This is a genomic window from Methylophaga sp. F-2, assembly GCF_056859315.1.
In genome coordinates this window covers 66,880-89,667 of record NZ_JBSXOF010000018.1, presented here as the reverse complement: position 1 = coordinate 89,667, position 22,788 = coordinate 66,880, and the positions used below count along the sequence as shown (strand labels likewise).

Sequence of the window (22,788 nt, the reverse complement as noted above, 5' to 3'; positions counted from 1 at the left end):
GAAACGTGTTGCATGTCTAATGAAAACAACAAGACTTCACTGCCGCACTGGGCAAGTATCCTCGGTGTTGTCGCCATTATGCTGGGCGTTTTTTTAACGGCTGTGCAGGGTAATGAGGCGATGAAACAAGCCGTGGTGACCAGCAATATGCCAGCGGATGGTGTGATGCCGGCAGCTGACTGTCCGGAGGAAGAACTGGAAGAGGAGGGGATCACAGTAGCTGAATGTGAATACCTGATTGAGCATGTTAAAGGCGTAGCGCTTGCTGCACCTGACTGGTTCCCTAATGTGCAAATGACCTTGGCGGGTATCGGGGCCGTGTTGGCGTTTATCTCCGTGATTATCGGCGGAGCATTGGTGAATTACACGCCGTGGGCATCAAAAGCCGCTTTTGTCGTATTTAGCGGTCTTGCCGCCATTGATCTATTGCAGTTTGCTGCCGTGGTAAATACCGGCCCAACCCTGCGAGAAATCTATCTGGGCAGTATTTTACTCTGGTTCATTCTGCATTTGATGTTAGTCGTGGGTACATTAGCTGGCAGACACAGTGAAGCCAGTGCCTAATTTTCTAAATTGCAACGAAACATAAACGGAAGCTGTTATGCAAAGACAAGGTTTTAGTAGAACGGCGGTAATCCTGCATTGGTTGCTGGCTGTTTCAATTTTCTTTTTATTTATCTCAAGCTGGTGGATGATGGGCTTACCTTTGCCATCACCCGAATTACAATTTCGGGCATTTCCCTTCCAGTTACATAAAAACATTGGCATCACTCTAGTGATAATCATTCTGATGCTGCTTTATGTACGTCTCAGACATCGGCCTGCGCCACCAGATTCAAGTGATATGGCGCCATGGATGCACTGGTTAGCGGTGGCGGCCCATGTCGCAGTCTATGGTTTGGTGTTAGCCGTATGTATTACCGGTTATATGTCATCCGCCCATACACGTTGGGATACCGTATTCTGGTGGACGATTGAGTTTCCACGTATTGCAGCGCCCAGTGAAGAGCTGAATGAGTTCTGGGGGGAGTTACATATGTGGACGGCATGGGCACTACTCGGCATTATTGCCGTGCATGTGAGTGGTGCTATTTATCATGCTTTCCGTAATGATGGCATTGTGCGTCGTATGATGCGTTGGTAATCCCATCATCATTACATTGAGCTAAAAATGGGTCCTTTGGGGCCCATTTTTTTTGTTTTTCATCTTTTTGTCATACTAGCTCTATGATGATTATTTGCATTACAGTAGCTCGGCATAATTGATTTATGTTGTCAGCAAAGTCAGGGAGCAATTCGCTCGGATCACTGAGATATGGAAGATGTGAGGCAGTTGAGAATGAAGACATCAAAAAACAGCGTTTCTGCATGGCATACTTTTAGTGTCGAGTCTTCATTTGAAACAGTCAATACGTCAGCGACAGGACTGAAGCAGCAAGAGGCTGAAGAGCGTCTCAAACGCTATGGGAAAAATAGCCTGCCCAAAGCAAAAAAACGCAGTGCGTTTATCCGATTTCTGAGTCATTTTCATAACATCCTTATTTATGTTTTGCTGGGATCTGCTGTGGTTACGGCAGCCCTTGCGCACTGGATTGATACGGGCGTGATCCTTGCGGTTGTGATGGCTAATGCCATTATTAGCTTTATTCAGGAGGGTAAAGCAGAATCAGCCATGGGGGCGATTCAACAGATGCTGGCACCCATTGCTCATGTCATACGCGATGCTGAGCGAGTCAGTATTGACGGCGAAGAGCTGGTGCCGGGTGATATTGTCTTGATTGAAGCCGGTGATAAAGTGCCTGCTGATTTACGCTTGTTTGATGCACATGGATTATCCATACAAGAATCGATTTTGACAGGTGAATCGGTGGCGGTAGAGAAACTGACCAGCCCTATTGATGAGCAAGCGGCGTTGGGTGACCGAACGTGTATGGCATTTTCTGGGACACTGGTGTCCTCTGGGCAGGGAAAAGGCGTTGTTATGGCTACGGGTGGCAATACTGAGATTGGCCGTATCAGTAGTTTGCTTTCAGAGGTGGAAACGCTAACGACGCCACTTATCAGACAGATGAATGTGTTTGCTAAATGGTTAACACTGGTTATTTTAGTGCTCGCTTCAATATTGCTGGTGTTTGGCTATTTCTCCGCTCAGCATGATTTTGCCGAGATGTTTATGTCTGTCGTGGGCTTGTCTGTAGCGGCTATCCCAGAAGGTTTACCCGCTGTGCTCACCATCACACTGGCCATTGGTGTGCAGGCCATGGCCAGACGTCAGGCCATCGTTCGTCGCTTACCTGCGATTGAAACATTAGGATCGGTGTCAGTGATTTGTTCTGATAAAACCGGGACACTCACACGTAATGAAATGATGGTGGCCTCCGTTCTGACACAGCAACATCTGTTTACGATAGAAGGCGAAGGCTATAGACCAAAAGGGGCGTTGAAGTTAAACGAGCAGCAGATTTCGCCATCAGAGCACAGTGTCTTAGAGGAAATGGCCCGAGCAGCAATACTGTGTAATGACGCTTCATTAATAGAAAGAGAAGGTGTATGGCGAACCGAAGGTGACCCGATGGAAGGGGCTTTACTCTCTTTTTCAGCCAAGATGAATGTGGAGGCTCGAACTGAGCTGGCTTTATGGAAACGAACTGATGCCATTCCCTTTGATGCCCGCCACCGTTATATGGCGACCTTGAGTCATGATCACCAACATCATGCCTGTATTTTTGTAAAAGGTGCACCAGAACGCATTCTGGAAATGTGTGATAGTCAGCGCAATGCTAGCGGACAAAACGAAGCTTTAGACAGGGAACATTGGCAGCAAAAAATGTTGACGATGGCGGCCAAAGGCCAGCGTCTTTTAGCTTTTGCTATGAAGCCTGTTGATGCGAATTACACTGTGCTGGAACAGGATGACCTTCATCATTCGCTGATTTTGTTGGGTATAGTTGGTCTGATTGATCCTCCCCGCTCAGAAGCAATAAAGGCTGTGGCTGAATGTCATGAGGCTGGTATCAGAGTGAAAATGATCACGGGCGATCATGCTGAAACAGCCGCGGCTATTGCCAAACAAATTGGCTTGAAGAATTCACAAAATGTGTTGACCGGCAAGGAGCTGGACGGCTTGGATGAGCAACAGTTAAAAGCACAGGTGCTTGAATGTGATATTTTCGCCAGAACCAGCCCTGAGCATAAGTTACGCTTGGTGACGGCAATACAGGCACATGGTCTGACAGTGGCGATGACGGGGGACGGTGTAAATGATGCACCGGCTCTTAAACGTGCTGATGCCGGTATTGCCATGGGCCTTAAAGGTTCTGAAGCCGCAAAAGAAGCAGCCGAGCTGGTACTGGCAGACGATAATTTTGCCACGATTGTCTCAGCCGTCCGCGAAGGACGCACTGTCTATGACAATTTGAAAAAGATTATTAGCTGGACCTTACCGACCAATGCGGGCGAAGCCATGACAATCATTGTGGCTCTGCTGTTTGGTATGACATTACCTATTACGCCGGTTCAGATTCTTTGGGTTAACCTCATAACAGCAGTAACTTTGGGGATTGCACTGGCTTTTGAACCGACAGAAGAAAATACCATGCGCCGGCCGCCACGTTCACGTAATGAGTCTTTATTAAGCGTCGAACTAATGTGGCATATTGTCTTGGTCTCTATGCTTTTTTTATCTGGTGTATACGGTATTTATCACTATGCTATTAATCAGGGCTACTCGGTTGAACTTGCCCGTACATTGGCCGTCAATACGCTGGTGGTGATGGAAATTTTCCACTTATTTTTTATTCGTAATATTCATGGCACATCGCTCACCTGGAAAGCGATCTGTGGCACAAAAGTTATCTGGCGTGTCGTTTTCGTGATTAGCTGTGCACAGTTTGCCATTACTTACCTGCCGTGGCTTCAGGCTATTTTTGGTACTGAAAGTATTGCTTTCTGGGATGGCATTCTGGTGGTTGCTATCGGAGCGATGCTATTTGTTGTGATTGAAGTGGAAAAACAACTGCGGCTTCTTGTGGGACGGGTCAGAGCATAAAAGAATTTACCTTCATCATTCATTAAAATGGACGTTGGGATGATAAATGTTTGAACGATGGAAGAAGAAAATCGAGCTTAGAAATGAGCGTGATAAGAACGGCCTTCGATTTCTCGGTGCAGAAATTCAGCCTAATGGCGATCTGGTTTTTAATGGTCAAGACATAGGGCCAGGTGTTGAAAAGGTGTTAGGTTCGTCTGAATATGAGTGGTATTGGACGGTAAAAGCAGAGCATATTTCGAGCTTACAACAAGCACTTGGTGGCGGCCATATAATCACATTACTCGAAAGCCATTTTAGTGGTGAAAAAGCGGCTGGTCTGATGCCGTTTATGGAAGCGCACAACATCCCATTCGAATCATGGTACCGTCAGGGCGATTAGCATTTACCCCAAATAAGGTATAAGTCGGGTTTAGTCTTGGTGATGTGATATGCCATAAAGAGATGGGAAATCAGTAAATAAACTATCGCTTATTGATAATTGAGCCCATACTGGGCGTCTATGTACCAACATTGATTGGCATTGATGTTTCTACCTAGAACATGCCCTCAAATCAGCCAACAAGCCGTTGAGGTTAATGCATTCACCCAAAGGGAAATATCATGAGTAAAGGTCAGGACACTAAAAAGGACAAGAAAAAGGCACCGTTGCTAACACCGAAAGAAAAGAAAGCAGCAAAAAAAGCCAAGCAAACGGACAAGAATGTTTTTGGACATTAATCAAAAAAGGCTACTCATAAATTGAGTAGCCTTTTTTCTGCCATCACTTATGACAACCGTCGGTGATAACACTATTTTTATTTAGATTCTTCCAAAAGTGGCAACAACACCGGCTTAATATTCTGTAACACAACCGGTTGTCCCTCTTTGTTTGGATGTAGGCCATCGGCTTGCATCAACGCTTTATTGAGTGCGACACCTTTGAGCATAAAGGGCACATACGCCAGCTCATATTCCTCGGCCAACTCTTTGTATAAATTAAAAAACATTTCGGTATAACGTTTGCCGTAATTCTGTGGAATCTGGTTGCCCAGCAATAGCACTTTGGCGTCAGCCTGATGTGCTTGTTCAATCATGGATTCAAGATTGTTTTTGGTTTGAGTAAGTGGATAGCCTCGCAAGGCATCATTGGCACCTAGTTCTATGATCACCCAACTGGGTTTATGCTCAGAAAGCAGTTGTTTAAAGCGGGACAAACCACCCTGTGTGGTTTCACCACTGACACTGGCATTGACGATGGTGATTTCCGGATGAGACTCTGAAAGTTGATTTTCCAGTAAACTAACCCAACCTAATTCGGGTCGTAGATTGTAGGCAGCGCTGAGGCTGTCCCCCATAACCAGCAGTGTTGATGCAGATGCAAGGTTACTCATGAATAAACTGATGAGTAACACAAACCAATATTGTCTTTTTAAAAACATAAAAACCTTCAAGAGTGGAAAAACATGGCAGTCAAAACTGCAATCAAAGTAAGCAATTTAACTCATACCATATCAGCAAATACAGGCGATTTGACCATACTGAGAGGGATTAGTTTAAACATTAATGAAGGGGAGTCAGTCGCTATTGTCGGCGCGTCTGGTTCGGGTAAGTCGACCTTACTGGGCTTACTGGCAGGATTGGATGTGAATACTTCTGGTGAGATTTATCTCTACGACCATGCTTTCTCAACAATGGATGAAGAACAGCGGGCGTTATTACGCGGGCAATATGTGGGGTTTATCTTTCAATCGTTTCACTTGTTACCCAGTTTGCAGGCGGTTGAAAACGTGATGTTACCGGCGGAGTTAAAAGGTGATAAAGACGCACGACAAAAGGCAGAAGCCTTGTTGGACAAGGTGGGGCTTTCGCATCGCTTAACGCATTATCCAAATCAGTTATCGGGTGGTGAGCAACAACGTGTCGCCATTGCCAGAGCGTTTGCTTCCAGTCCGAAGATTCTGTTTGCTGATGAACCTACTGGTAATCTGGATGAAGGCAATGGACGCATCATCATCGAACAGCTTTTTGAGCTGAATAAAGCCCAAGGCACCACACTGGTGATGGTCACACACGACAACCATCTGGCAGAGAAGTGTGATCGTCAATTAGTCATGTCTGCTGGTCAGCTGGTGGAAAAAAACTGATGCGTTTTGCCTTACGATTATTACTACGCGATATGCGTAGCGGCGATATTCTGACCCTGATTTTTGCATTGATTATTGCAGTGAGTACGGTCACAGCAATTACGCTATTTATTGACCGCTTGCAGCTATCATTTGAAAGCGAGTCTGCCAGTTTGATGGCCGCTGACAGACTGATTAGTTCTGATGATGAGATTCCTCAAGACTGGCAAACTAAAGCAAATGAGTTAGGGCTGAAACAAGCTGAGCGGACTTCATTCAGAACGATGATATTTGCCGGTGACAATCTACAACTGAGTCAGGTCAGTGCAGTTACGGATCTTTATCCGTTAAGAGGTGCCTATCTGGTTGACGATACCTTATTTGGTACCGGCACGGATTACACAAAACCTCCGCAACCGGGAAAAATATGGCTGTCCTCACGCTTGGCAAGTTTATTGGGCGTCACTATTGGTGATCAGGTTGAAGTGGGTGAGACAACCTTAACGGTCAGTCACTTTCTGGTCAGAGATCCTAATGCCAGCAGTTCGGCTTTTGCTGTGTCACCTCGTGCAGTGATTAATATGGCCGATCTGGCTGCAACAAAGGTGATTATCCCTGGCAGTCGGGTTCGTTACAGCCTATTGCTGGCGGGGGATAAACCTGCATTGGATGACTATGAAACTTGGGTAACGCCCCAACTTAATGAGGGCCAACGCTGGCAGACACCAACGCAGAAAGGCGAGCGTATTGGTGACACCATTAGTAAAGCACAATCATTCCTTTTATTAGCGGGGACACTAGCGGTTATTCTGTCTGGCATTGCGATGGCCCTGGCCTCATCACGTTTTGTAAAACGGCATTTAATGCAGGTGGCTGTCTTAAAAACACTAGGTGCCACGCCAAGAAAGTTGATCCATGTATTTTTAATTCAATTTATTGTCTTATTTGTACTGGGGGCTGGGATTGGACTCGCTATTGGCTGGGGACTTCAACTCATTATTTCCTCATTGCTGGCGGGATTGATGTCAACGGCATTGCCTGAGCCTTCCATCAGCCGCTTATGGCTGGGAGTGGCGACGGGGTTGGTTTCCATGCTGGCATTCTGTTTGCCACTGATGCAGCGTCTGATCAAAGTGTCACCGATGTCAGTGTTGCAGCCGGGTTTTAAAGTAGAACAAAACACCGTCATCATTTATGGCATCGGCTTTATTGGTATGTATGGCCTGATGTGTCTATACACGGGGGGATTTATTCTGCCCAGCATCATGATGTTAGCTATTGTCGGGATTGGGATAGTTGTCGCTTTACTGGGTTATGCTGTATTCAGTTTAGGCCGTTCGCTAACCTCCGGGGCAACGAGTGGCTGGCAGATAGGCTTTGCCGCCTTGTATCGTCGCTTATTACCCAACTTATTTCAGTTATTGGTCTTCACGCTGATTATTATGCTGGGCTTGATATTGGTGGGTGTGAAATCAAACCTGATTTCAGACTGGCAACAGCAATTACCTGCTGATGCGCCAAACCATTATCTGTTTAACGTTCAGGTAGACCAGATTAAGCAGATAGATCAGGTTACGGATGATTTGGGGATAAAACGATCTGACTGGTTCCCGATGGTTCGCGGGCGAGTCATCACCATCAATGGCACGTCGGTACAGACGCTTTATCCTGAAGATAAACCTGAGCCGGAATTGTTTGAACGTGAATTAAACCTGACCTGGTCTGATGAAGTAGGCAAAGGCAGTAAGCTGATTGAAGGTGACTTTGCTGCCGATGGCTTATCTATTGAGCAACGGGTGATGCAGGAAGCGAATTTGAAAATGGGGGATGAGCTCACCCTGAATATCGGTGGTAATGAGGTTACTTTACCTATCACTTCTGTGCGCGAGGTCGATTGGGGATCCATGCAGCCGAATTTTTACCTGATATTGCCTAAGCATGCTATAGCAGACTATCCCGCTAATTTTGTGAGTAGTGTGTTTATTAGCCAGAAAAATGCCCAACCTTTTTATAAGGCGATGTCTCAGTTTCCAACCGTGTCGATGTTAAATGTCGGTGATTTATTAAAACAAGTGCAAACGGTGATAGGACAATTGTCACAGGCAATTCAACTAGTACTTCTCTGCATCTTGAGTGCCGGTGCTCTTGTGTTATTAGCGAGTGTTCGTTCGACATTGGAAGAACGTTTGGAGGAGGGCGCATTATTACGCGTGCTTGGTGCCAAGAAAGCCCTGGTACAGCAGGCACTATTTGTTGAGTTTGGTGCACTGGGATTGTTTTCAGGACTGATTGCCGCCGCCGGTGCCGAAGCCTGCCTGTATGGTTTACAGGTATTTTTATTTAAAGCAGAAGCAAGCTGGCACCCTTTGTTATGGAGTCTTGGTCCTTTGATTGGTGTGGTGGTAATTTCAGCCATTGGTTTGTTTGCCAGCAGAAAGGTGTCGAGTGTGCCACCGATGCATTTGTTACGGGAAGTGTAATTAAGAACTAAACTAACAAGTTTATGTGTATAAACCAGTATCTGAAGATACTAAAGGACGGGCACTATTTTTCGTCAGCAGTTCAAGACTTTGGCCTAATAATTCCATGGATAAGAAATTACTTCCATTAATAATCAATATGTTAAAGTCATTGAAAATGAATTATAAGGCCGCCTGTTTAATATTTATTATGAGGCTATCGGCCTTATAAAACATACTGTTAAGCATCAAGAAAGAGAATTGAGAAATGGAAGTTGTTGGAACAATACTCGGTGTAATTTTGGGTGGTTTAATTACTTGGTTCATAGGTAGTGAACAGCGTAAACATGATTTAAGTAAAGAAAAGCGGGAACTACTGTTATCAAAATACGAAGAACTTCATAGTTTGCTCGGGAAATTACAGGGACATGTAAATGAAATGGTCATGCAAATAGTAACTGAAGCTTCTACTAATTCTAAATTTGATCCGAAGGCAATAAAAAGTCAAATGCCTTTGGAACAAATCACAATGCTAATCGAGTTTTATGTACCTGAATTAAAAAAAGATCACGAATATATAAAAAAACAAACCAAATTTCTAATTGAGCACGTTTGTAAACATATAATGGAAGTTGATAAAACAAAAGAATTTTTAACCGAATCAGCAGTAATGGCTCATGAACTATCAAAGGCAACGAATAATACTGTGACATCAATGAAGTCTATATTGGCTGCAAATGCCAGTGCGTTGTTGGAAAATGCTTAACAAGAAAGCGACCAATGGGGTCAGACTCGATTGGTATGATTGATGTAGTTAATAAAGTTATTTAGACTCAAACTATTCTCATTATTCAAGGATTGAACAATGGCTCGCTTACCCCGCTTTGTTATTCCCGACCATCCTCAACATGAACCAATCGAGTCAGACCCCTTTGGTTTGCTTAACGAGCAAAAATGAAGATCTTCACGCATGGGCTAGAATGTGAATTCTATTTCTCCCAGCCAGATAGCGAGGGCTGGATGCGAACTACTGTTCATGTCAAAGCCGCAGCATTTGATGGCAGTTTTACATGTGGGGTCGAGGAAGAAGAATGGAAAGCCTTTGTTGAGTTACTCAAGCATCTCGAGACATCAATTGGAAAGGATGTGGAAGCTTCTTGGAGCAATATGGAAGATAACATTGAATTCCAGTTCAGACTGAGCAGCCGGGGAACGTTGGAGGGAACCTATAGGTTTAGCCCTGAGGGTTCCGGTCTTGGTCCCACGCTGTCGGGCAATTTTCAGTTAGATCAAACATTCTTACAGCCCTGGGCTAGGGCTGCACAACAGGCATTGCCAAATGCTCGCTAACAAGGCCAAGCACAGCGACAACTTTTCCGTTACGAGTATTAGGAAAAACTAAGTGGTTAAGAGAGTATTAATAGCTCTTGCCCTTCCACCTCTGGTATTTGCCGCGTTAGTTGGCTACGCACTTTACCGTGAAGAAGTCCATAGAGATTGTGGCTTAACTGTTGAGCAGGCAAGAGGCGAATCAGAAAGGTTCTTAGTTCAAAAAGGATTGCCAACTATTTACCTTGAAGGCCCTACAAGTAGTGACGGTTCATGCCGCTATGACTTTTATTACAATGGAGAAGGAGAAGAGTATAGTTTTATCATCCTTAGTACTTGGATCCATGGAGTAAAACTAACTTTCTGGGACCACAGCCGTGGTGATGGGCCATGAATAATCATAAGGATATTTGGGCTCAGGTTAAAAACTATTAAGAGTCGCCATACGACACCGTAGCCTGGTAGCAGAGAGTAAGCTATTTTTACATTGCATCTAAATACTTGAGTGACGTTGATATCACCTTTTTCATCATTGTTGCGTTGTTTCTGCAATCTTTGAATACGCCGTCACGCGATTGCGTCCATTATGCTTAGAGTAATACAGCGCTTTGTCTGCGTGAGCCAATATTGAGTCTACCGTTGGCGTAGTTTGAGTCGCCTCAACCATGCCTAAACTCGCTGTAAACTGAACGATAGATTGCTCATGTGGCAGTGTGATTTGGCTGATTAATACGCGTAGCGTTTCGGCAATTGTGATGGCGTTTGCTTCGTCAGTATTTGGTAGAAAAACGGCAAATTCTTCGCCACCTAAGCGGCCTATGATATCGCTCTGACGCAGGTTACTTGTAAGGGTATCGGCGAACGCTATGAGCGCTTGATCGCCAAGTGCATGGCTATAGTGATCATTCAGTTTTTTGAAGAAGTCGATATCAATCATAATCAAACTTAGGGATGCACTGTGCTGTGCGGTTTGATTGATTAACTTCTGGCCATACTCAAAAAATGCACGGCGATTATAGAGGTGAGTCAGCGGATCTTTATACGCTAAGTGCTCTGCTTTTTCTTTGGCCAGTTGGAGGTCGTGCGTCCGAGATTTAATTTTCTCATCTAGCTCTTGGTTGAGTTCTAGCAGTTCGCGCTGGTGCTTATTCACACTCTCAATCATCTGATTGTAACTGTCTTTTAAGATGATCAATTCGTTTTTATCTGTCCAATTAATGTCTAGGTCAATCGTTTTAGGGGATTGAGAGTCTTGTTGGTGTATCTTGAAGGTGAACTCTTTTAGAGGCTTGCCAAGGTATTTATTAATAAAGAAATAAATAATAAACCACAGCATAAAGGTTTTGATAATGGAGTTGACCAAAATAAGAATGAAGCCATATTTCAATCGTTCGAAAACCAGTTGGTCATTTGAGTAGAGAGTCACCGTACCTAAGGGAATATTCTGGTCAAATGCAGGACCTTGGTAAGAGATCGGAAACTCGTGTTCGAAAAGGGCATTTGAGCCTAGCCCCGTGAGTGCTTGTTCCGTCGGTTGGCCCTTTGAGTTGTAGTACTCAACCTGATTTTGCTCATTGAACACAGCACCGATTTTAAAGTCCATTTTGTCATCCAGTGACTGTACTTTGATACCGACCAGGATGGGCAGGTTGTACATACCTTGTAGAATGGATTGCAGCAGTTCTTGATTATAGGTCCAAACCGAATCGGATATTCCCTTGCCGAACGTAGCGGGCAAGGTTTGAATCTCGTTATAAAACTCTTTTTTGGTGTTGTCGTACTCTTTGTAAAGCTGTACTACTGTCACCAGTACCGCTACCAAAAAATACACACCAAAGATCACAAGTAGCAGGTGCAGGGCAATGGAGCGACGGTAGTGGTTTAACAAGGATTGCATGTGAAAGCCCTTCGCTGTTTAGGGGCAACGTTTACTGGACTTGCCAATCTTGAATGCCATAACGTTCTAATAGTTTTGCCAAACGCCCGTCTTCACGCATTTTCAGCGTTTCTTCTGACATTATATTGGCGTACTCAGCGGATTTTGGATTTTTAGGTGAAAAACTGCTGTAAACATCGATTACCACATCGGTGGTGCCTGATACCTTCAGTTGGTCGGCTTTACCTATTTGCTGGGCTTTGTATTCCAATACGCTTTTGTCTTCAATCACAGCGGTTAGGCGTCCATTGATCAACATTTCAAGTAATCTTTCTAGAGGCTTCTCGCCAGTAATCGCAATCACGTTGTCTGGATTTTGATTGAAATAATCCATTACTGTTGGATCAACGTAGTCGTATCCTTTGATCATGCCAATCATCTTGGCCTGTTCAAGGGACTCTTTACCAGTGTAGCGCCAGTTTGAGTCTTTATGACTAAAGAATGTGCTATTGCTTTTGCCTAGAGCAAAGTCTGGAAACACAAAGTCGGGCGCGTCTTCACGAAAGCAAGCCATTGTACCGTCGAGCTTGCCTTCTCTGACCAATTGCAGACCACGAGAGTAAGACACTTCCACAAACTCTACCGTATGCCCTCTGGCTCCTAAGGTTTCAACCAGCAAATCACCTAGGTAACCCACTTTGCCTTGATTTTGACTGGCGACACAGTCGTAAGGGCACCATTCATCGGTGGCGATTCTGAGCGTATCTGAAAAAGCGGAACCGGAGAAAAGTGTGAAAAAACAGACTACTAAGAGACTAAAGGTCAGAGACCTTTTAGCTTGGTTTGTTTGTTGATTTTGTAACAGCAAATTATGACTCCAGTACCATTAGTGCCAAATAATATATTAGATCATTGCAATAGTACCGTTTCATCGTAAGTCTTTCAGTGATTCAGTGAACAATTGTATGTCATTCTACGCAGATGCTGGTTTATGCCAACAAGTCTCAGCATGATCAGGCTCTGTTGAATCAAACCTAACAAGCTAATCAGCTTAAAAAGTAGCCTTGTCTTGGGATATTCTCCAAATAAAAAAAAGCGCGACGAACACAACGTGAAGCACAGAGGATATTTGGGGTGAGGTTATAAAATATTAATAGTAGCCATACGACAACCTGGCCTAGCAACAGAGAGTAAGCTATTTTTACACGGACCCTAAATATTTTGTTCGCCAGTAGAAAAGTGTCGAGTGTGCCACCGATGCATTTGTTACGAGCAGTTTAGTTTGATAAGGATAAAATGAATTGAAGAGGATGCGAAAGACGATATTAGTTATGATGGGGATGGGACTGATTTCATCTATAGCCCATGCTGAATATGAGACTCATCCATGTCAATCTGCCAGTGATGAAAAAAGCATGTACGACTGTTTGCAGCAAGAACTTAAACAAGCAGAAGCCAAGTTGAGTGATGTCTATGACAGACTGGAAACGCGTTATAAAGAGGATGCATCCGAGCTGATGGATAATCCATCACAGGCCGACTATCTCGCTAAAGCACAGGATGCCTGGCATCAATATCGTCAGACAAGCTGTGATTTTGAAACCTATGAGTCCAGGACGGGTACTGGCTTTGGTAGCATCTATACCGCTTGTCTTCTGGAGAAAATGCAGCAACGTACCAACTACTTACAGTGGTTTGTTGACAACCCTTAATGCATTGACCGCAAAAGAAGTGAAGTGCTTTTATGATGTAATGCGGTTAGCGAAATTCACTGGCTTGTAATCGTCAACAAATTTTAATTTGATAGCGCTACACTTATCACTGTTGGTCATCAGCAATAAGTCTATGTTTTGTGCGGAATACAATGGAGGTGTTGATATGCTTAACGAGCAAGCCAGGGCTGTAATCCCCCACCAATTATTGGTATTTAATCTGCTGGTGTTTAATCTGTTATTGCCGATCGGTTCTCTATTGATGGGGTTGGAAATATTACTGTTACCAATCGCCATCGTTTGCTCATTATCAGTGATTTTTTATATTTGGTATCGGGCAAAACATGTACATCAAACCCCGCTAATCAATGCACACTGGCATATTGTCTGGAAACGATGTCGTATAGTTTTAATTGCTTACTCTATCTCGATTTCGATAGAGCTGCTCAGTACTCTGATGATATCGTTTCAAAAAGATCCGCAATTACGTTCCATCATGATGATCGCCTTCACACGCATTGCCATCGTACCGACTCTCTTGGTGGTGACACCATTACTGATTTCGTCGACGATCGCGATGACCAAAGTGCGGCGAGGAAAGTTGAAAGTAGCCGGTATTACGCCGCAATAAAAAGATAGTTTTAGCGTGAGAATCTTAGGATAGAACCTTTATAGCTCTCTTTTAAGTAGTCGGTGTGTTCAGGTTTTATGTAACTACTGGTAAAGCCAAATGCGATCATTTCCCGATCCAGTTTGTTTTTTCGGCCCCTGTCGGGATCGACCAGAATAATGTCACAGTGCTGATTCGCATGGTTATTGATGAAGTTGGCCAGCAACAGGACGTGCTCATCTTCATAAAGCAGATCACTACCGATAATTAAATCAAACTTGCCTAAATCACTTTCATCATTGGCCCAGTCCACTTGTTCGAAAGCAATATTTTTCCCACTGTTGAGATCGGTGTTTCGATCAAGAAAATGATTCACTTCAGGGTGGTAGTCAGTCGCGGTGATATCGGCCATGCGTTCATTGAGTAATAAGCTGGATAAGGCCATGCCACAGCCAATTTCAAGGATACGTTTATTCCTAATATCGTAATCCAACATATGATTGGCGAGCACAATGCTGGAAGGCCAGACAACACCAAACAGGGGCCAGGTAGCTGAAGAGATACCCATATCATCCGCTTCACCCTCGGGATCACTAAATTGCTGTTTGTCACGAAGAGTACAAAGGTGAATATCCATGTCACCGACTTCAATTGTCTGGTAACGAACACGAACGGGCTTGGTCATCATTTATCCTGATAAAGCAATGGGAGCTGAGCCAGTTATATGGGATAAATGACAAAACGAGAGTTAGCCAGAATATAGTAATTATCGATAACTGCAAGTTTCTTATTTTAATTCAGTGATGTAGTCATGATGTTTGTTTTTTTGTCAGGGGTCTTGTGATACATCAATCATAGAGTAGAAATACAAACCGTATAGGTAAAAAAAAGCCCTATGACACTTTTCACAGACGTGCATAGGGCTTGTTTTTAAGTATTAATGTTGTGATTCGATAAGATGCGATTCTGCATATTCCAAAGCAAGGTCATAATCAAATTTCGCGCCTGCTTCGATAAGTTCATCTAATTGGGATTTAGCATGTTCTTTGTTGACGTGGTCTGAATCTATCACCGCCAGATACGCATACGTGCCCGCGACTTCTTCTGGCGAGTCACTGTTTGTTCCACCATGATCGATTAATTGAACAACATCTTGAATTGACCGAGCTTCCTTAATTTCAGTTGAAATCATTTCAACCTCCTATTTAATTGGCTGGACTTTCAGTGAAACGCGATAGCCTGTTTGAGTCAAGTCGATGCCTGGTTGTTTTACCTATTTTTACAACCGATAGTTTTGTGAAAATAGGTTTTTATCAATGTGCGATGATGCTAAGCGTGCAGTCATAAAAACTGTCCGCAATCAGTTTGAAGTGAAGTAGAGGTATGTTTTCAATTTCTTGGTGGTTATCTTGGTCATTTGACGTTATGGTTTAACCTCACTGTAAATCTTGAGTGGAAGAGCGATTTGATATGTCTTATTTAGATGATCCGAGAGTATTGTTTGCTGCGGAACGCACATTATTAGCCTGGAACCGCACCAGTCTTGCCATGATTGCCTTTGGCTTTGTTGTTGAGCGGGCCGGTCTGTTAATCGCAGTCATGCAAGGGCATCAGGCACCTCATACAACATCTTCAACTTTTATACTTGGTCTCGCTTTTATCCTGCTTGGTGCGGTATGTGCGCTTATCTCGTCCTATCAGTATGGCGTGGTACTCAAGCAATTAAGCGAAGCTGAAATTCCGAAAGGTTATAAAGCGCGCTGGGGCGTGCTGGCTAATCTGGTTGTGGCCGTGTTGAGTCTGGCCTTGGCAGTATCATTGTTTAATGTAGCGAGCTGATGAAACATCTTAGACTTTACGGGCAGAGTAAACTTCTTGGGGTTTTATCACTGCTGTTTTTATCAAGCAGTCTTTACGCTGAAAATGTATGTCACAAACAGGAAACGATTTCCTTTAGTTGTCATATCCAGTCTAAAGCAGTGTCAGTCTGTGTCAGTGCACAGGACACGTTAATCTATCGCTTTGGTAAACCGGAACAGATTGAGCTGGAACTCCACGCTCCTGTGCAATTCAGTTCGACAGCATACAGTGGCGGTGGAGAAGGACGCCTGCGGTTCTCAAACGGGCGTTATGACTATATCGTTTATTCCGGCATCAGCAATGGAGAATGGATTGATGTAGAGGCCGGTGTCAGAGAAAAACGTGAATTTGCCGGGATTTATGTCGTGAAAGATAAACAGGTGCTGGCTGATCTCAAATGTACGGATTATGCAGATAAACACTATATTCATGACTTACCTGCACATGAACAAGAACCTTTTGTTTATTTCGACTAGGCAATAATTGGGGTCAATAAAAAAGCCCTGCTCAGAGGTATGAACAGGGCTGGTTTTGCATATTTTCAACGGCACAGTGCCGACTTTATAGGCCAAGCTTTTTGTGTTCACCCATCATCTCCGGCTCAACTTTGCCATCGGTGAACAGTTTAAATAAACCTTTAATACTCGGATCGGAGATCCATACCTCCGCATCATCCAGCTCAAAACGCATCATTAGTAATGAAGGATCTTCACGACCTTGTTCATACCAGGATGCCGCCATTTTTGACCAGTATTTATCGATCACAGCCTCATCCGTTTCTGGTTTTAATGTGCCTCGAATAGAAGCAAAGACTTTATGATCTTTACTGACAAAATTGGCTTTGGCCGGGCCGCCTTTCGCTATACGGTTGGTTTTTGTAGTGTAAAACCAGAATTCACTATCAGCGTTTTCATCTAACTGTGCTGTCATGGGCTCACTATGCTGGAGCGTGTTATCCAGCCCAATCATTAGAAATGGGCTGTCACTCATCGCTTCCCACATGGTTTTTCGAATATCGTTACTCATCTGTTATCTCCTTGACAGTTATAAATTCAAATATGGATAAAGCTAACAAAGCACGTGTCTTTGTCGTGTGAAATGACTATTTATGTGATTGGCGTTATTTGAATTCTTAGCTTAAAAAGTCATTCCCTTATGAAATAGCGACTTCAGTAAAGCGGCTTTGTTTCTGAATTCAACATGAGATAGAGATAGATCAGCTCAGAGTTAGGCGTTAGCCGCGTGCAGCTGGGCGCCTCGATCTTTGTAAAGGTTTGTAAAAAATAACGGCATAGCTTGCATTGACTTCGTCTAACTTGAAGTCAATGAATAGTTATATCTAGCTGACATTAAAGATAAAAGAGCTTAACAAGCCGCATAGGTATGTCTCTTCACAGAGAAAAGACGGAATACACCTTATAGTTAGCCAACGAACTATTTACTGGTATGTGCATCAAACCAGTTATCTGGACAACAAAGGAGGAAGTGTATGAATGATTTATTCAGCCCTGTGAAGATGGGCTCAGTGGAACTCAAAAATCGTATTTTTATGGCACCACTCACACGAAACCGAGCTCACGATGATACGGATGTGCCCACCGATCTCGCCATCGAATACTACTCACAACGTGCCAGTGCCGGTCTTATTATTGCTGAAGGTACTCAGATCAGCAAAATGGGCAAAGGTTATATCAAAACCCCTGGTATTTACTCTGATGAACAAGTGGCGAAATGGAAAGAAATCACCGATGCAGTGCATAGCAAAGGTGGAAAGATTTTCCTGCAACTCTGGCATGTTGGTCGAATCAGTTATCACTCTGTTCTGCCAGAAGGTGAGAAGCCGCTTGCTCCTTCAGCGATTCGTGCTGAAGCACAAACCTTTGTAGACGGCCAAATGGTCGATGTGTCAGAGCCACGCGCGATGACAAAAGATGACATTAACAATCTGATTGAAGAATACAAAACAGCTGCACGTAATGCCGACAAAGCCGGTTTTGATGGTGTCGAAATTCACTCTGCCAATGGTTATTTATTAAACCAGTTCATTTGTGATGGCAGTAATCATCGCACTGATAATTACGGTGGTTCAGTTGAAAATCGTATCCGCCTGGTGAATGAAGTGGTCGAAGCCGTGCTTGAGGTGATGGACGCTGGCCGGGTAGGCATACGACTATCTCCAACCGGTACCTTTAATGATGTTAGTGATAGCGATCCGCTGACAACCTACTCCGCACTTATCAATCACCTCAACCAACACAAACTGGCCTATGTTCATATCGTTGAACGCTTTCCAGGCATTGATGTCAGCAATAAAGATCTACACATCGTTGAGCAACTTATCCAGCAATGGCAGGGATTTTACATTGCCAATGGCGACTACAATCTTCTGACAGCACACGATGCAGTGAAAAGCCAACGTGCTGACGCGGTAGCCTTTGGCCGTCAATACATTGCCAATCCGGATCTAATGGAACGCCTCAAAGCCGGTGCAGCACTTAATACACCCGATCAAAATACCTTTTATGGCGGTGGCGCTGAGGGATACACCGATTATCCCTTCATGGAGGATGCTCGTTAATTTTCAATCTGCAAAAAGCGTTATTTTTCTTACTATCAAAGAGGATAAAACATGACACAAGCAGAATTGAAAACTACCACTATTTCTCGTCAGACGATTGATACCTATAACCCCGCTACAGAAGAGGTGTATAAAACTTACTACCTGCACACAAAGCAGGAAGCAGAAGCCTTAATTGAACATTCTCACCAAGCTTTTCAAAGTTGGAGAAAAACCTCACTGCAAGAACGTGCCACCATCATCAAAAAAATTGCTGAATTACTGCGTCGAGACAAAGCCAATTTAGCTCAAATGATGGCAAAACAAATGGGTAAACCCTTAGCTTTAGGTGAAGGTGAAGCCGAGCAGTGTGCTGCTATTTGTGAATATACGGCTGAGCATGGCATTGATGCATTAGCCGATGAAGAGCGTGAAATTTCAGGCGGTAAAAAAGGCATTATTACTTATCAGCCTGAAGGTGTGATTTTGGGTATGCAGCCCTGGAATTTCCCACTTTATCAATGCATCCGCTACAGCATCGCTGTGATTATGTCAGGCAACACAACGGTCTTTAAGCATGATGAGTCTTGCTTTGAAACAGCAGAGGCTATTCAAAAGATTTATGAAGAAGCCGGTTTGCCTAAAGGCGTATTTAGCTGTTTATTTGTCGATGGTGAAACAGCGGATGAACTGATTGCTCACCAACATATCCGTGGGGTGACGTTTACCGGTAGTGCCAGCATTGGTCGATTGATTGCTAAAATTTCAGCCGAACATCTGAAGAAAAATGTACTCGAATTGGGTGGTAGTGATGCCTATCTCGTTCTTCGCGATGCCGATATCGATCTGGCGGTGAAAACCTGTGTGCAGGGGCGGGTGATGAATAGTGGTCAAACCTGTATTGCGGCTAAACGTTTTATTATTGAAGCGCCTGTCTATGATGAATTTAGAGATAAATATGTTGCTGCGATGAAGCAGGTGACTTTCGGTGATCCCACCGACAGTCAGAATGATATGGGCCCTCTGGCTCGTGTCGATCTCCGTGACAAACTGCATCAGCAGGTTCAGGAATCTGTAATGAAAGGGGCCAGCTGTTTATGTGGTGGTGAAATACCAGAGCAGAAAGGGGCCTATTACCCCGCCACAGTGTTGGAAAACATCCAGCCCGGTACGCCAGCTTATGAGGACGAGTTATTTGGTCCGGTGGCTTCATTATTCAAAGTGGCGGATGAAGCTGAAGCCATTGAGCTTGCCAATTCGCATCGATATGGTCTTGGCGGTGGCATATTCTCTAAGGATGAGAAACGTGCTACTCGAATTGCTCGGGAAGAACTCGACACGGGCATGGTTAACATTAATGGTTACGCCGGTCCTCAAGCCAATATGCCTTTCGGTGGAGTTAAAGAAAGTGGCTATGGCCGTGAGCACGGTGGCTTTGGTATGAAAGAATTTGTGAATGCCAAGTCTTTATTCATTTCATAAATAACTTTCGCTATTACTCAGGTTTAATGAATCCCGGGTCAGCATGCTGGCCCGGGATTTTTTATAACAAGACTTTTGTGCTGAGATTAATGTACGCTGGCAGGCGCTTTGATGTCTGATTTCTGTGGTTTTTGAATTAATAACACCATCGGCAGCATCGCAAAGGCCGCAAGTCCAGACAACAAAAATGCATCCTGAAACGCTAACATCGACGCTTGAGCTAACACTTCATTGGCTAATACTTTTGCCCCTTGTCCAGACATCGGGGAGAGCCCCAGAGGCGCTAAGTAGGCGCTAACCGCAGGATTGAAAGGCGTAATTTGTTCAGTGAGAATGGCGTAGTGAAGATTCGTTCTTCGCGCCAATTGCCAGCCAATAATGGCAATACCGACGGATGAGCCCAGTGACCGCATCACACTGTAGATACCGGAGGCTTCATCTTGTTTTTCTCTAGAAATATTCTGGAAAGCCAGTGTCGACATGGGTACAAAAAACAGTCCCATGCCTAAACCTGATACCACTCCTGGCCATGATAGTTGCCAGAAACTGACCTCCAGATTCAGATTGGCTAGCATGAAGTTACCACTGCCTGTGAGAATTAATCCAATGGCTAATAACATGCGTGGATCAAAGCGATTCACCAGAAATGAGCCGGTCACCACCATGGAAAAACCAGCAGCGATGCCTCGTGGAATAAACAGCTCACCTGATTCCAATACCGGATAATCTAACAAGCCTTGTACAAATAACGGCAAAATAGCTATCGCGCCAAACATCGACACACCAAAGCCGACAATGGCGACATTACCCGCCGCAAAGCTTCTGTCCTTCAGTAAGGAAAAGTCGATGATATTGAGCTTACGGCCTATGCCACGAGTGAAGAAAATAAGTCCGGTAACGGCTGAGGTGATCGCTGTGATTTGAATCAGGTGAGAATCAAACCAGTCATGACTTTCCCCTAAATCCAGCGTCATTTGTAACGCACCAATAGCGGTAACCATGAGTAATAGCCCCACCCAGTCGATATCGACATGCTGCGTCTCTTCTTTTTCAAGTTCGCCACTGACCATTAGCAAAGCGATAAAGGCGATTGGCATATTGACGTAAAACACCGCACGCCAAGAAAAGTGCTCAGTTAAAATCGCACCAATGGTGGGGCCGAGTACAGGTGCTACGATGACCCCCAACCCAAAAATGGCCATAGCTTGTCCACGCTTTTCTCTTGGAAAGCTGGTAAACAGAATTGCTTGAGAAAGCGGGATCAAAAAAGCCCCAAAAAAGCCCTGGCCTAAGCGAAAAAATACCAGCATTTCGAAGTTTTGAGCCATGCCTCCCAATGCTGAGAAAAATGCAAAGCCAACAATGGCGGTGATAATTAAACGACGGCGACCAAATTTACGTGAGAGCAAGCCCGTCAGAGGCATGACAGCAATGGAAGCGACAATGTAACTGGTGACAATCCAGACCGTTTGATCGCTGGTAATACCAAATGCGGCTTTGATGTGAGGTAAAGCCACATTGACGATGGTGGTATCCAATACTTCAAGTACGGCTGTGAGCACCACCGCAAATACGATTAACCATTGAACAGGCTGTTTTTCTGCCTCAGTCATTGGCTGTATCTAAATTCGTGGTATCCACTGTAGCCGTGACACTGGCGCCGGCTCGCAAACGTTGTTGCTGGTCTGGCGAAGGCTGATAGTCTAAATGAATCCGTACTGGAAAGCGCTGAGTTACATGCACCCAGTTACCGGTCGCATTTTCAGGAGGAAGCAAAGAAAAAATAGCCCCTGAGCCCATGCCCAAACTGGCGACTTTGCCGCTTAATTTCAGATCAGGGTACATATCAACTTCAATGCTGGCGGGCTGACCTGGCTGAATACGAGAGAGGGCGGTTTCTTTAAAATTGGCAGTGACCCACCAATCATTTTTTTCAACAAGGGAAAATAGTGACTGACCTGCTGTAATGACATCTCCCGGGCGCAGAGTCAGGTTAGCAATCCAGCCGTCAGCCGGGGCATAGATGACGGCATGACTGAGTGCAATCTGTGCACGTTTTAATGTGGCACGAGCAGCACGCACCGCCGGGTCTTCATCGGTTTTCCCACCTAGTTGAGTCTGAGCAGTATTTAACGCTGCTCTGGCACTGTCTCTGTCGGCTTTGATTTTATCGAGATTAGCTTGAGTTTTATCTAAGGTGGATTTAGAAATAATCCGGCGTTCATACAAGGTCTGCTGACGTTCAAATTCGAGTTCTGCATCGCGTAATGTGGCCTGTACAGCATTGAGATTGGCGATAGCTTCGCTGACATCTGAACCGGCCATCATGTGTTTTTGAATCGTTTTTTCCAGCTCTGAGGTGGCCTCATCAACAGCACTTTGTAAATCACTGTCATCAATTTTAAGAAGCACATCTCCGGCTTTAACATAAGCATTTTCAGTAGCATTAAGCTCAGTTATCCGACCAGACTCTTGTGATGATACGGTTAATATATTCGCTTCGACATAGGCATCGTCGGTAGAAGGATAGGTTTTTTGGTGCTGCCACCACAGGCCAAGTCCAACAATAATCCCTATAAGGCAGATACTCAGTAAGCCTAACTTAGCCCATTTCATGCGGTGTCCTTTTTATTTTTCTATCTGCTATGAGGTCAACAGGGACTTAGTATAGTGAATGGTGTGAGCTTAACCAGTCCTGAACACTTGTTTGTTTTAACAAAAAATATGGATGAAAACCTATTTAGGCAAAT

Annotated in this window: 23 protein-coding genes; 15 read left to right on the top strand and 8 right to left on the bottom strand. The window is 44.3% G+C overall.

The window, feature by feature from the left end:
• Positions 1-12: 12 nt before the first annotated feature.
• From AC13DA_RS07500 to AC13DA_RS07485, 4 genes are all read left to right on the top strand, one after another.
• On the top strand, positions 13-564 hold the full coding sequence (locus AC13DA_RS07500; RefSeq protein WP_284450718.1) for a hypothetical protein: 552 nt from the start codon (positions 13-15) through the stop codon (positions 562-564).
• A 37-nt stretch (positions 565-601) separates the two neighbouring features.
• Complete coding sequence (locus AC13DA_RS07495; protein ID WP_284450719.1) at positions 602-1,144, top strand: cytochrome b; 543 nt, start codon at positions 602-604, stop codon at positions 1,142-1,144.
• A gap of 195 nt (positions 1,145-1,339) precedes the next feature.
• Positions 1,340-4,048, top strand: coding sequence for a cation-transporting P-type ATPase (locus AC13DA_RS07490; RefSeq protein ID WP_284450720.1), 2,709 nt, complete (start codon positions 1,340-1,342; stop codon positions 4,046-4,048).
• Between the two features lie 46 nt (positions 4,049-4,094).
• Positions 4,095-4,430, top strand: a complete 336-nt coding sequence (locus AC13DA_RS07485) for a hypothetical protein (RefSeq protein WP_284450721.1) — start codon at positions 4,095-4,097, stop codon at positions 4,428-4,430.
• A gap of 415 nt (positions 4,431-4,845) precedes the next feature.
• Here the strand turns inward: AC13DA_RS07485 and AC13DA_RS07480 are convergent, their stop codons facing one another.
• Entirely contained in the window at positions 4,846-5,469 is a 624-nt protein-coding gene (locus AC13DA_RS07480) for an arylesterase (RefSeq protein WP_284450722.1), read from the bottom strand.
• Between the two features lie 24 nt (positions 5,470-5,493).
• Here AC13DA_RS07480 and AC13DA_RS07475 point away from each other — a divergent pair, with 24 nt between their 5' ends.
• The 5 genes from AC13DA_RS07475 (at position 5,494) to AC13DA_RS07455 (ending at position 10,335) form a co-directional block, all read left to right on the top strand.
• Positions 5,494-6,174, top strand: a complete 681-nt coding sequence (locus tag AC13DA_RS07475; RefSeq protein WP_284450723.1) for an ABC transporter ATP-binding protein — start codon at positions 5,494-5,496, stop codon at positions 6,172-6,174.
• Positions 6,174-8,633, top strand: coding sequence for an ABC transporter permease (locus AC13DA_RS07470; RefSeq protein ID WP_284450724.1), 2,460 nt, complete (start codon positions 6,174-6,176; stop codon positions 8,631-8,633). The genes AC13DA_RS07475 and AC13DA_RS07470 overlap by 1 nt, the downstream gene beginning before the upstream one ends.
• Before the next feature lie 247 nt (positions 8,634-8,880).
• Positions 8,881-9,378 carry a hypothetical protein gene (locus AC13DA_RS07465; RefSeq protein ID WP_284450725.1) on the top strand — a complete coding sequence of 166 codons (498 nt, stop codon included), beginning with the start codon at positions 8,881-8,883 and terminating at the stop codon, positions 9,376-9,378.
• A gap of 188 nt (positions 9,379-9,566) precedes the next feature.
• Positions 9,567-9,962 carry a WapI family immunity protein gene (locus AC13DA_RS07460; protein ID WP_284450726.1) on the top strand — a complete coding sequence of 132 codons (396 nt, stop codon included), beginning with the start codon at positions 9,567-9,569 and terminating at the stop codon, positions 9,960-9,962.
• A 52-nt stretch (positions 9,963-10,014) separates the two neighbouring features.
• A complete protein-coding gene (locus AC13DA_RS07455) occupies positions 10,015-10,335 on the top strand; it encodes a hypothetical protein (RefSeq protein ID WP_284450727.1) in 321 nt (106 codons plus the stop codon).
• A gap of 135 nt (positions 10,336-10,470) precedes the next feature.
• Here the strand turns inward: AC13DA_RS07455 and AC13DA_RS07450 are convergent, their stop codons facing one another.
• Both AC13DA_RS07450 and AC13DA_RS07445 read right to left on the bottom strand, forming a co-directional pair.
• Entirely contained in the window at positions 10,471-11,838 is a 1,368-nt protein-coding gene (locus AC13DA_RS07450) for a diguanylate cyclase (protein WP_284450728.1), read from the bottom strand.
• A gap of 31 nt (positions 11,839-11,869) precedes the next feature.
• Entirely contained in the window at positions 11,870-12,685 is an 816-nt protein-coding gene (locus AC13DA_RS07445) for a substrate-binding periplasmic protein (RefSeq protein ID WP_284450729.1), read from the bottom strand.
• A gap of 442 nt (positions 12,686-13,127) precedes the next feature.
• Between AC13DA_RS07445 and AC13DA_RS07440 the strand changes: the two genes are divergently transcribed.
• Together AC13DA_RS07440 and AC13DA_RS07435 are read left to right on the top strand one after the other, a co-directional pair.
• Positions 13,128-13,529 carry a lysozyme inhibitor LprI family protein gene (locus tag AC13DA_RS07440; protein ID WP_284450730.1) on the top strand — a complete coding sequence of 134 codons (402 nt, stop codon included), beginning with the start codon at positions 13,128-13,130 and terminating at the stop codon, positions 13,527-13,529.
• 166 nt (positions 13,530-13,695) lie between these two features.
• Positions 13,696-14,160 (top strand): hypothetical protein, encoded by a 465-nt coding sequence (locus tag AC13DA_RS07435; protein ID WP_284450731.1) that lies wholly within the window; start codon positions 13,696-13,698, stop codon positions 14,158-14,160.
• Between the two features lie 10 nt (positions 14,161-14,170).
• Here the strand turns inward: AC13DA_RS07435 and AC13DA_RS07430 are convergent, their stop codons facing one another.
• Together AC13DA_RS07430 and AC13DA_RS07425 are read right to left on the bottom strand one after the other, a co-directional pair.
• Positions 14,171-14,824, bottom strand: coding sequence for a class I SAM-dependent methyltransferase (locus tag AC13DA_RS07430; RefSeq protein WP_284450732.1), 654 nt, complete (start codon positions 14,822-14,824; stop codon positions 14,171-14,173).
• 252 nt (positions 14,825-15,076) lie between these two features.
• Entirely contained in the window at positions 15,077-15,331 is a 255-nt protein-coding gene (locus AC13DA_RS07425) for a hypothetical protein (RefSeq protein WP_284450733.1), read from the bottom strand.
• Positions 15,332-15,609: 278 nt separating this feature from the next.
• Here AC13DA_RS07425 and AC13DA_RS07420 point away from each other — a divergent pair, with 278 nt between their 5' ends.
• Together AC13DA_RS07420 and AC13DA_RS07415 are read left to right on the top strand one after the other, a co-directional pair.
• Positions 15,610-15,978 (top strand): YidH family protein, encoded by a 369-nt coding sequence (locus AC13DA_RS07420; RefSeq protein WP_284450734.1) that lies wholly within the window; start codon positions 15,610-15,612, stop codon positions 15,976-15,978.
• A complete protein-coding gene (locus tag AC13DA_RS07415) occupies positions 15,978-16,475 on the top strand; it encodes a hypothetical protein (protein WP_284450735.1) in 498 nt (165 codons plus the stop codon). Before AC13DA_RS07420 ends, AC13DA_RS07415 begins: the two co-directional genes overlap by 1 nt.
• Positions 16,476-16,560: 85 nt before the next feature.
• Here AC13DA_RS07415 and AC13DA_RS07410 read toward each other — a convergent pair whose 3' ends face one another.
• A complete protein-coding gene (locus AC13DA_RS07410) occupies positions 16,561-17,025 on the bottom strand; it encodes a pyridoxamine 5'-phosphate oxidase family protein (RefSeq protein WP_284450736.1) in 465 nt (154 codons plus the stop codon).
• 463 nt (positions 17,026-17,488) lie between these two features.
• Here AC13DA_RS07410 and AC13DA_RS07405 point away from each other — a divergent pair, with 463 nt between their 5' ends.
• Both AC13DA_RS07405 and AC13DA_RS07400 read left to right on the top strand, forming a co-directional pair.
• On the top strand, positions 17,489-18,577 hold the full coding sequence (locus tag AC13DA_RS07405; RefSeq protein ID WP_284450737.1) for an alkene reductase: 1,089 nt from the start codon (positions 17,489-17,491) through the stop codon (positions 18,575-18,577).
• A 51-nt stretch (positions 18,578-18,628) separates the two neighbouring features.
• On the top strand, positions 18,629-20,038 hold the full coding sequence (locus tag AC13DA_RS07400; protein WP_284450738.1) for an NAD-dependent succinate-semialdehyde dehydrogenase: 1,410 nt from the start codon (positions 18,629-18,631) through the stop codon (positions 20,036-20,038).
• A gap of 86 nt (positions 20,039-20,124) precedes the next feature.
• On the opposite strand, the gene AC13DA_RS07395 is transcribed toward AC13DA_RS07400, so the two are convergent.
• Positions 20,125-21,651, bottom strand: a complete 1,527-nt coding sequence (locus AC13DA_RS07395; protein WP_284450739.1) for a DHA2 family efflux MFS transporter permease subunit — start codon at positions 21,649-21,651, stop codon at positions 20,125-20,127.
• A complete protein-coding gene (locus tag AC13DA_RS07390; RefSeq protein ID WP_284450740.1) occupies positions 21,644-22,654 on the bottom strand; it encodes an HlyD family secretion protein in 1,011 nt (336 codons plus the stop codon). The genes AC13DA_RS07395 and AC13DA_RS07390 overlap by 8 nt, the downstream gene beginning before the upstream one ends.
• Between the last annotated feature and the right edge of the window lie 134 nt (positions 22,655-22,788).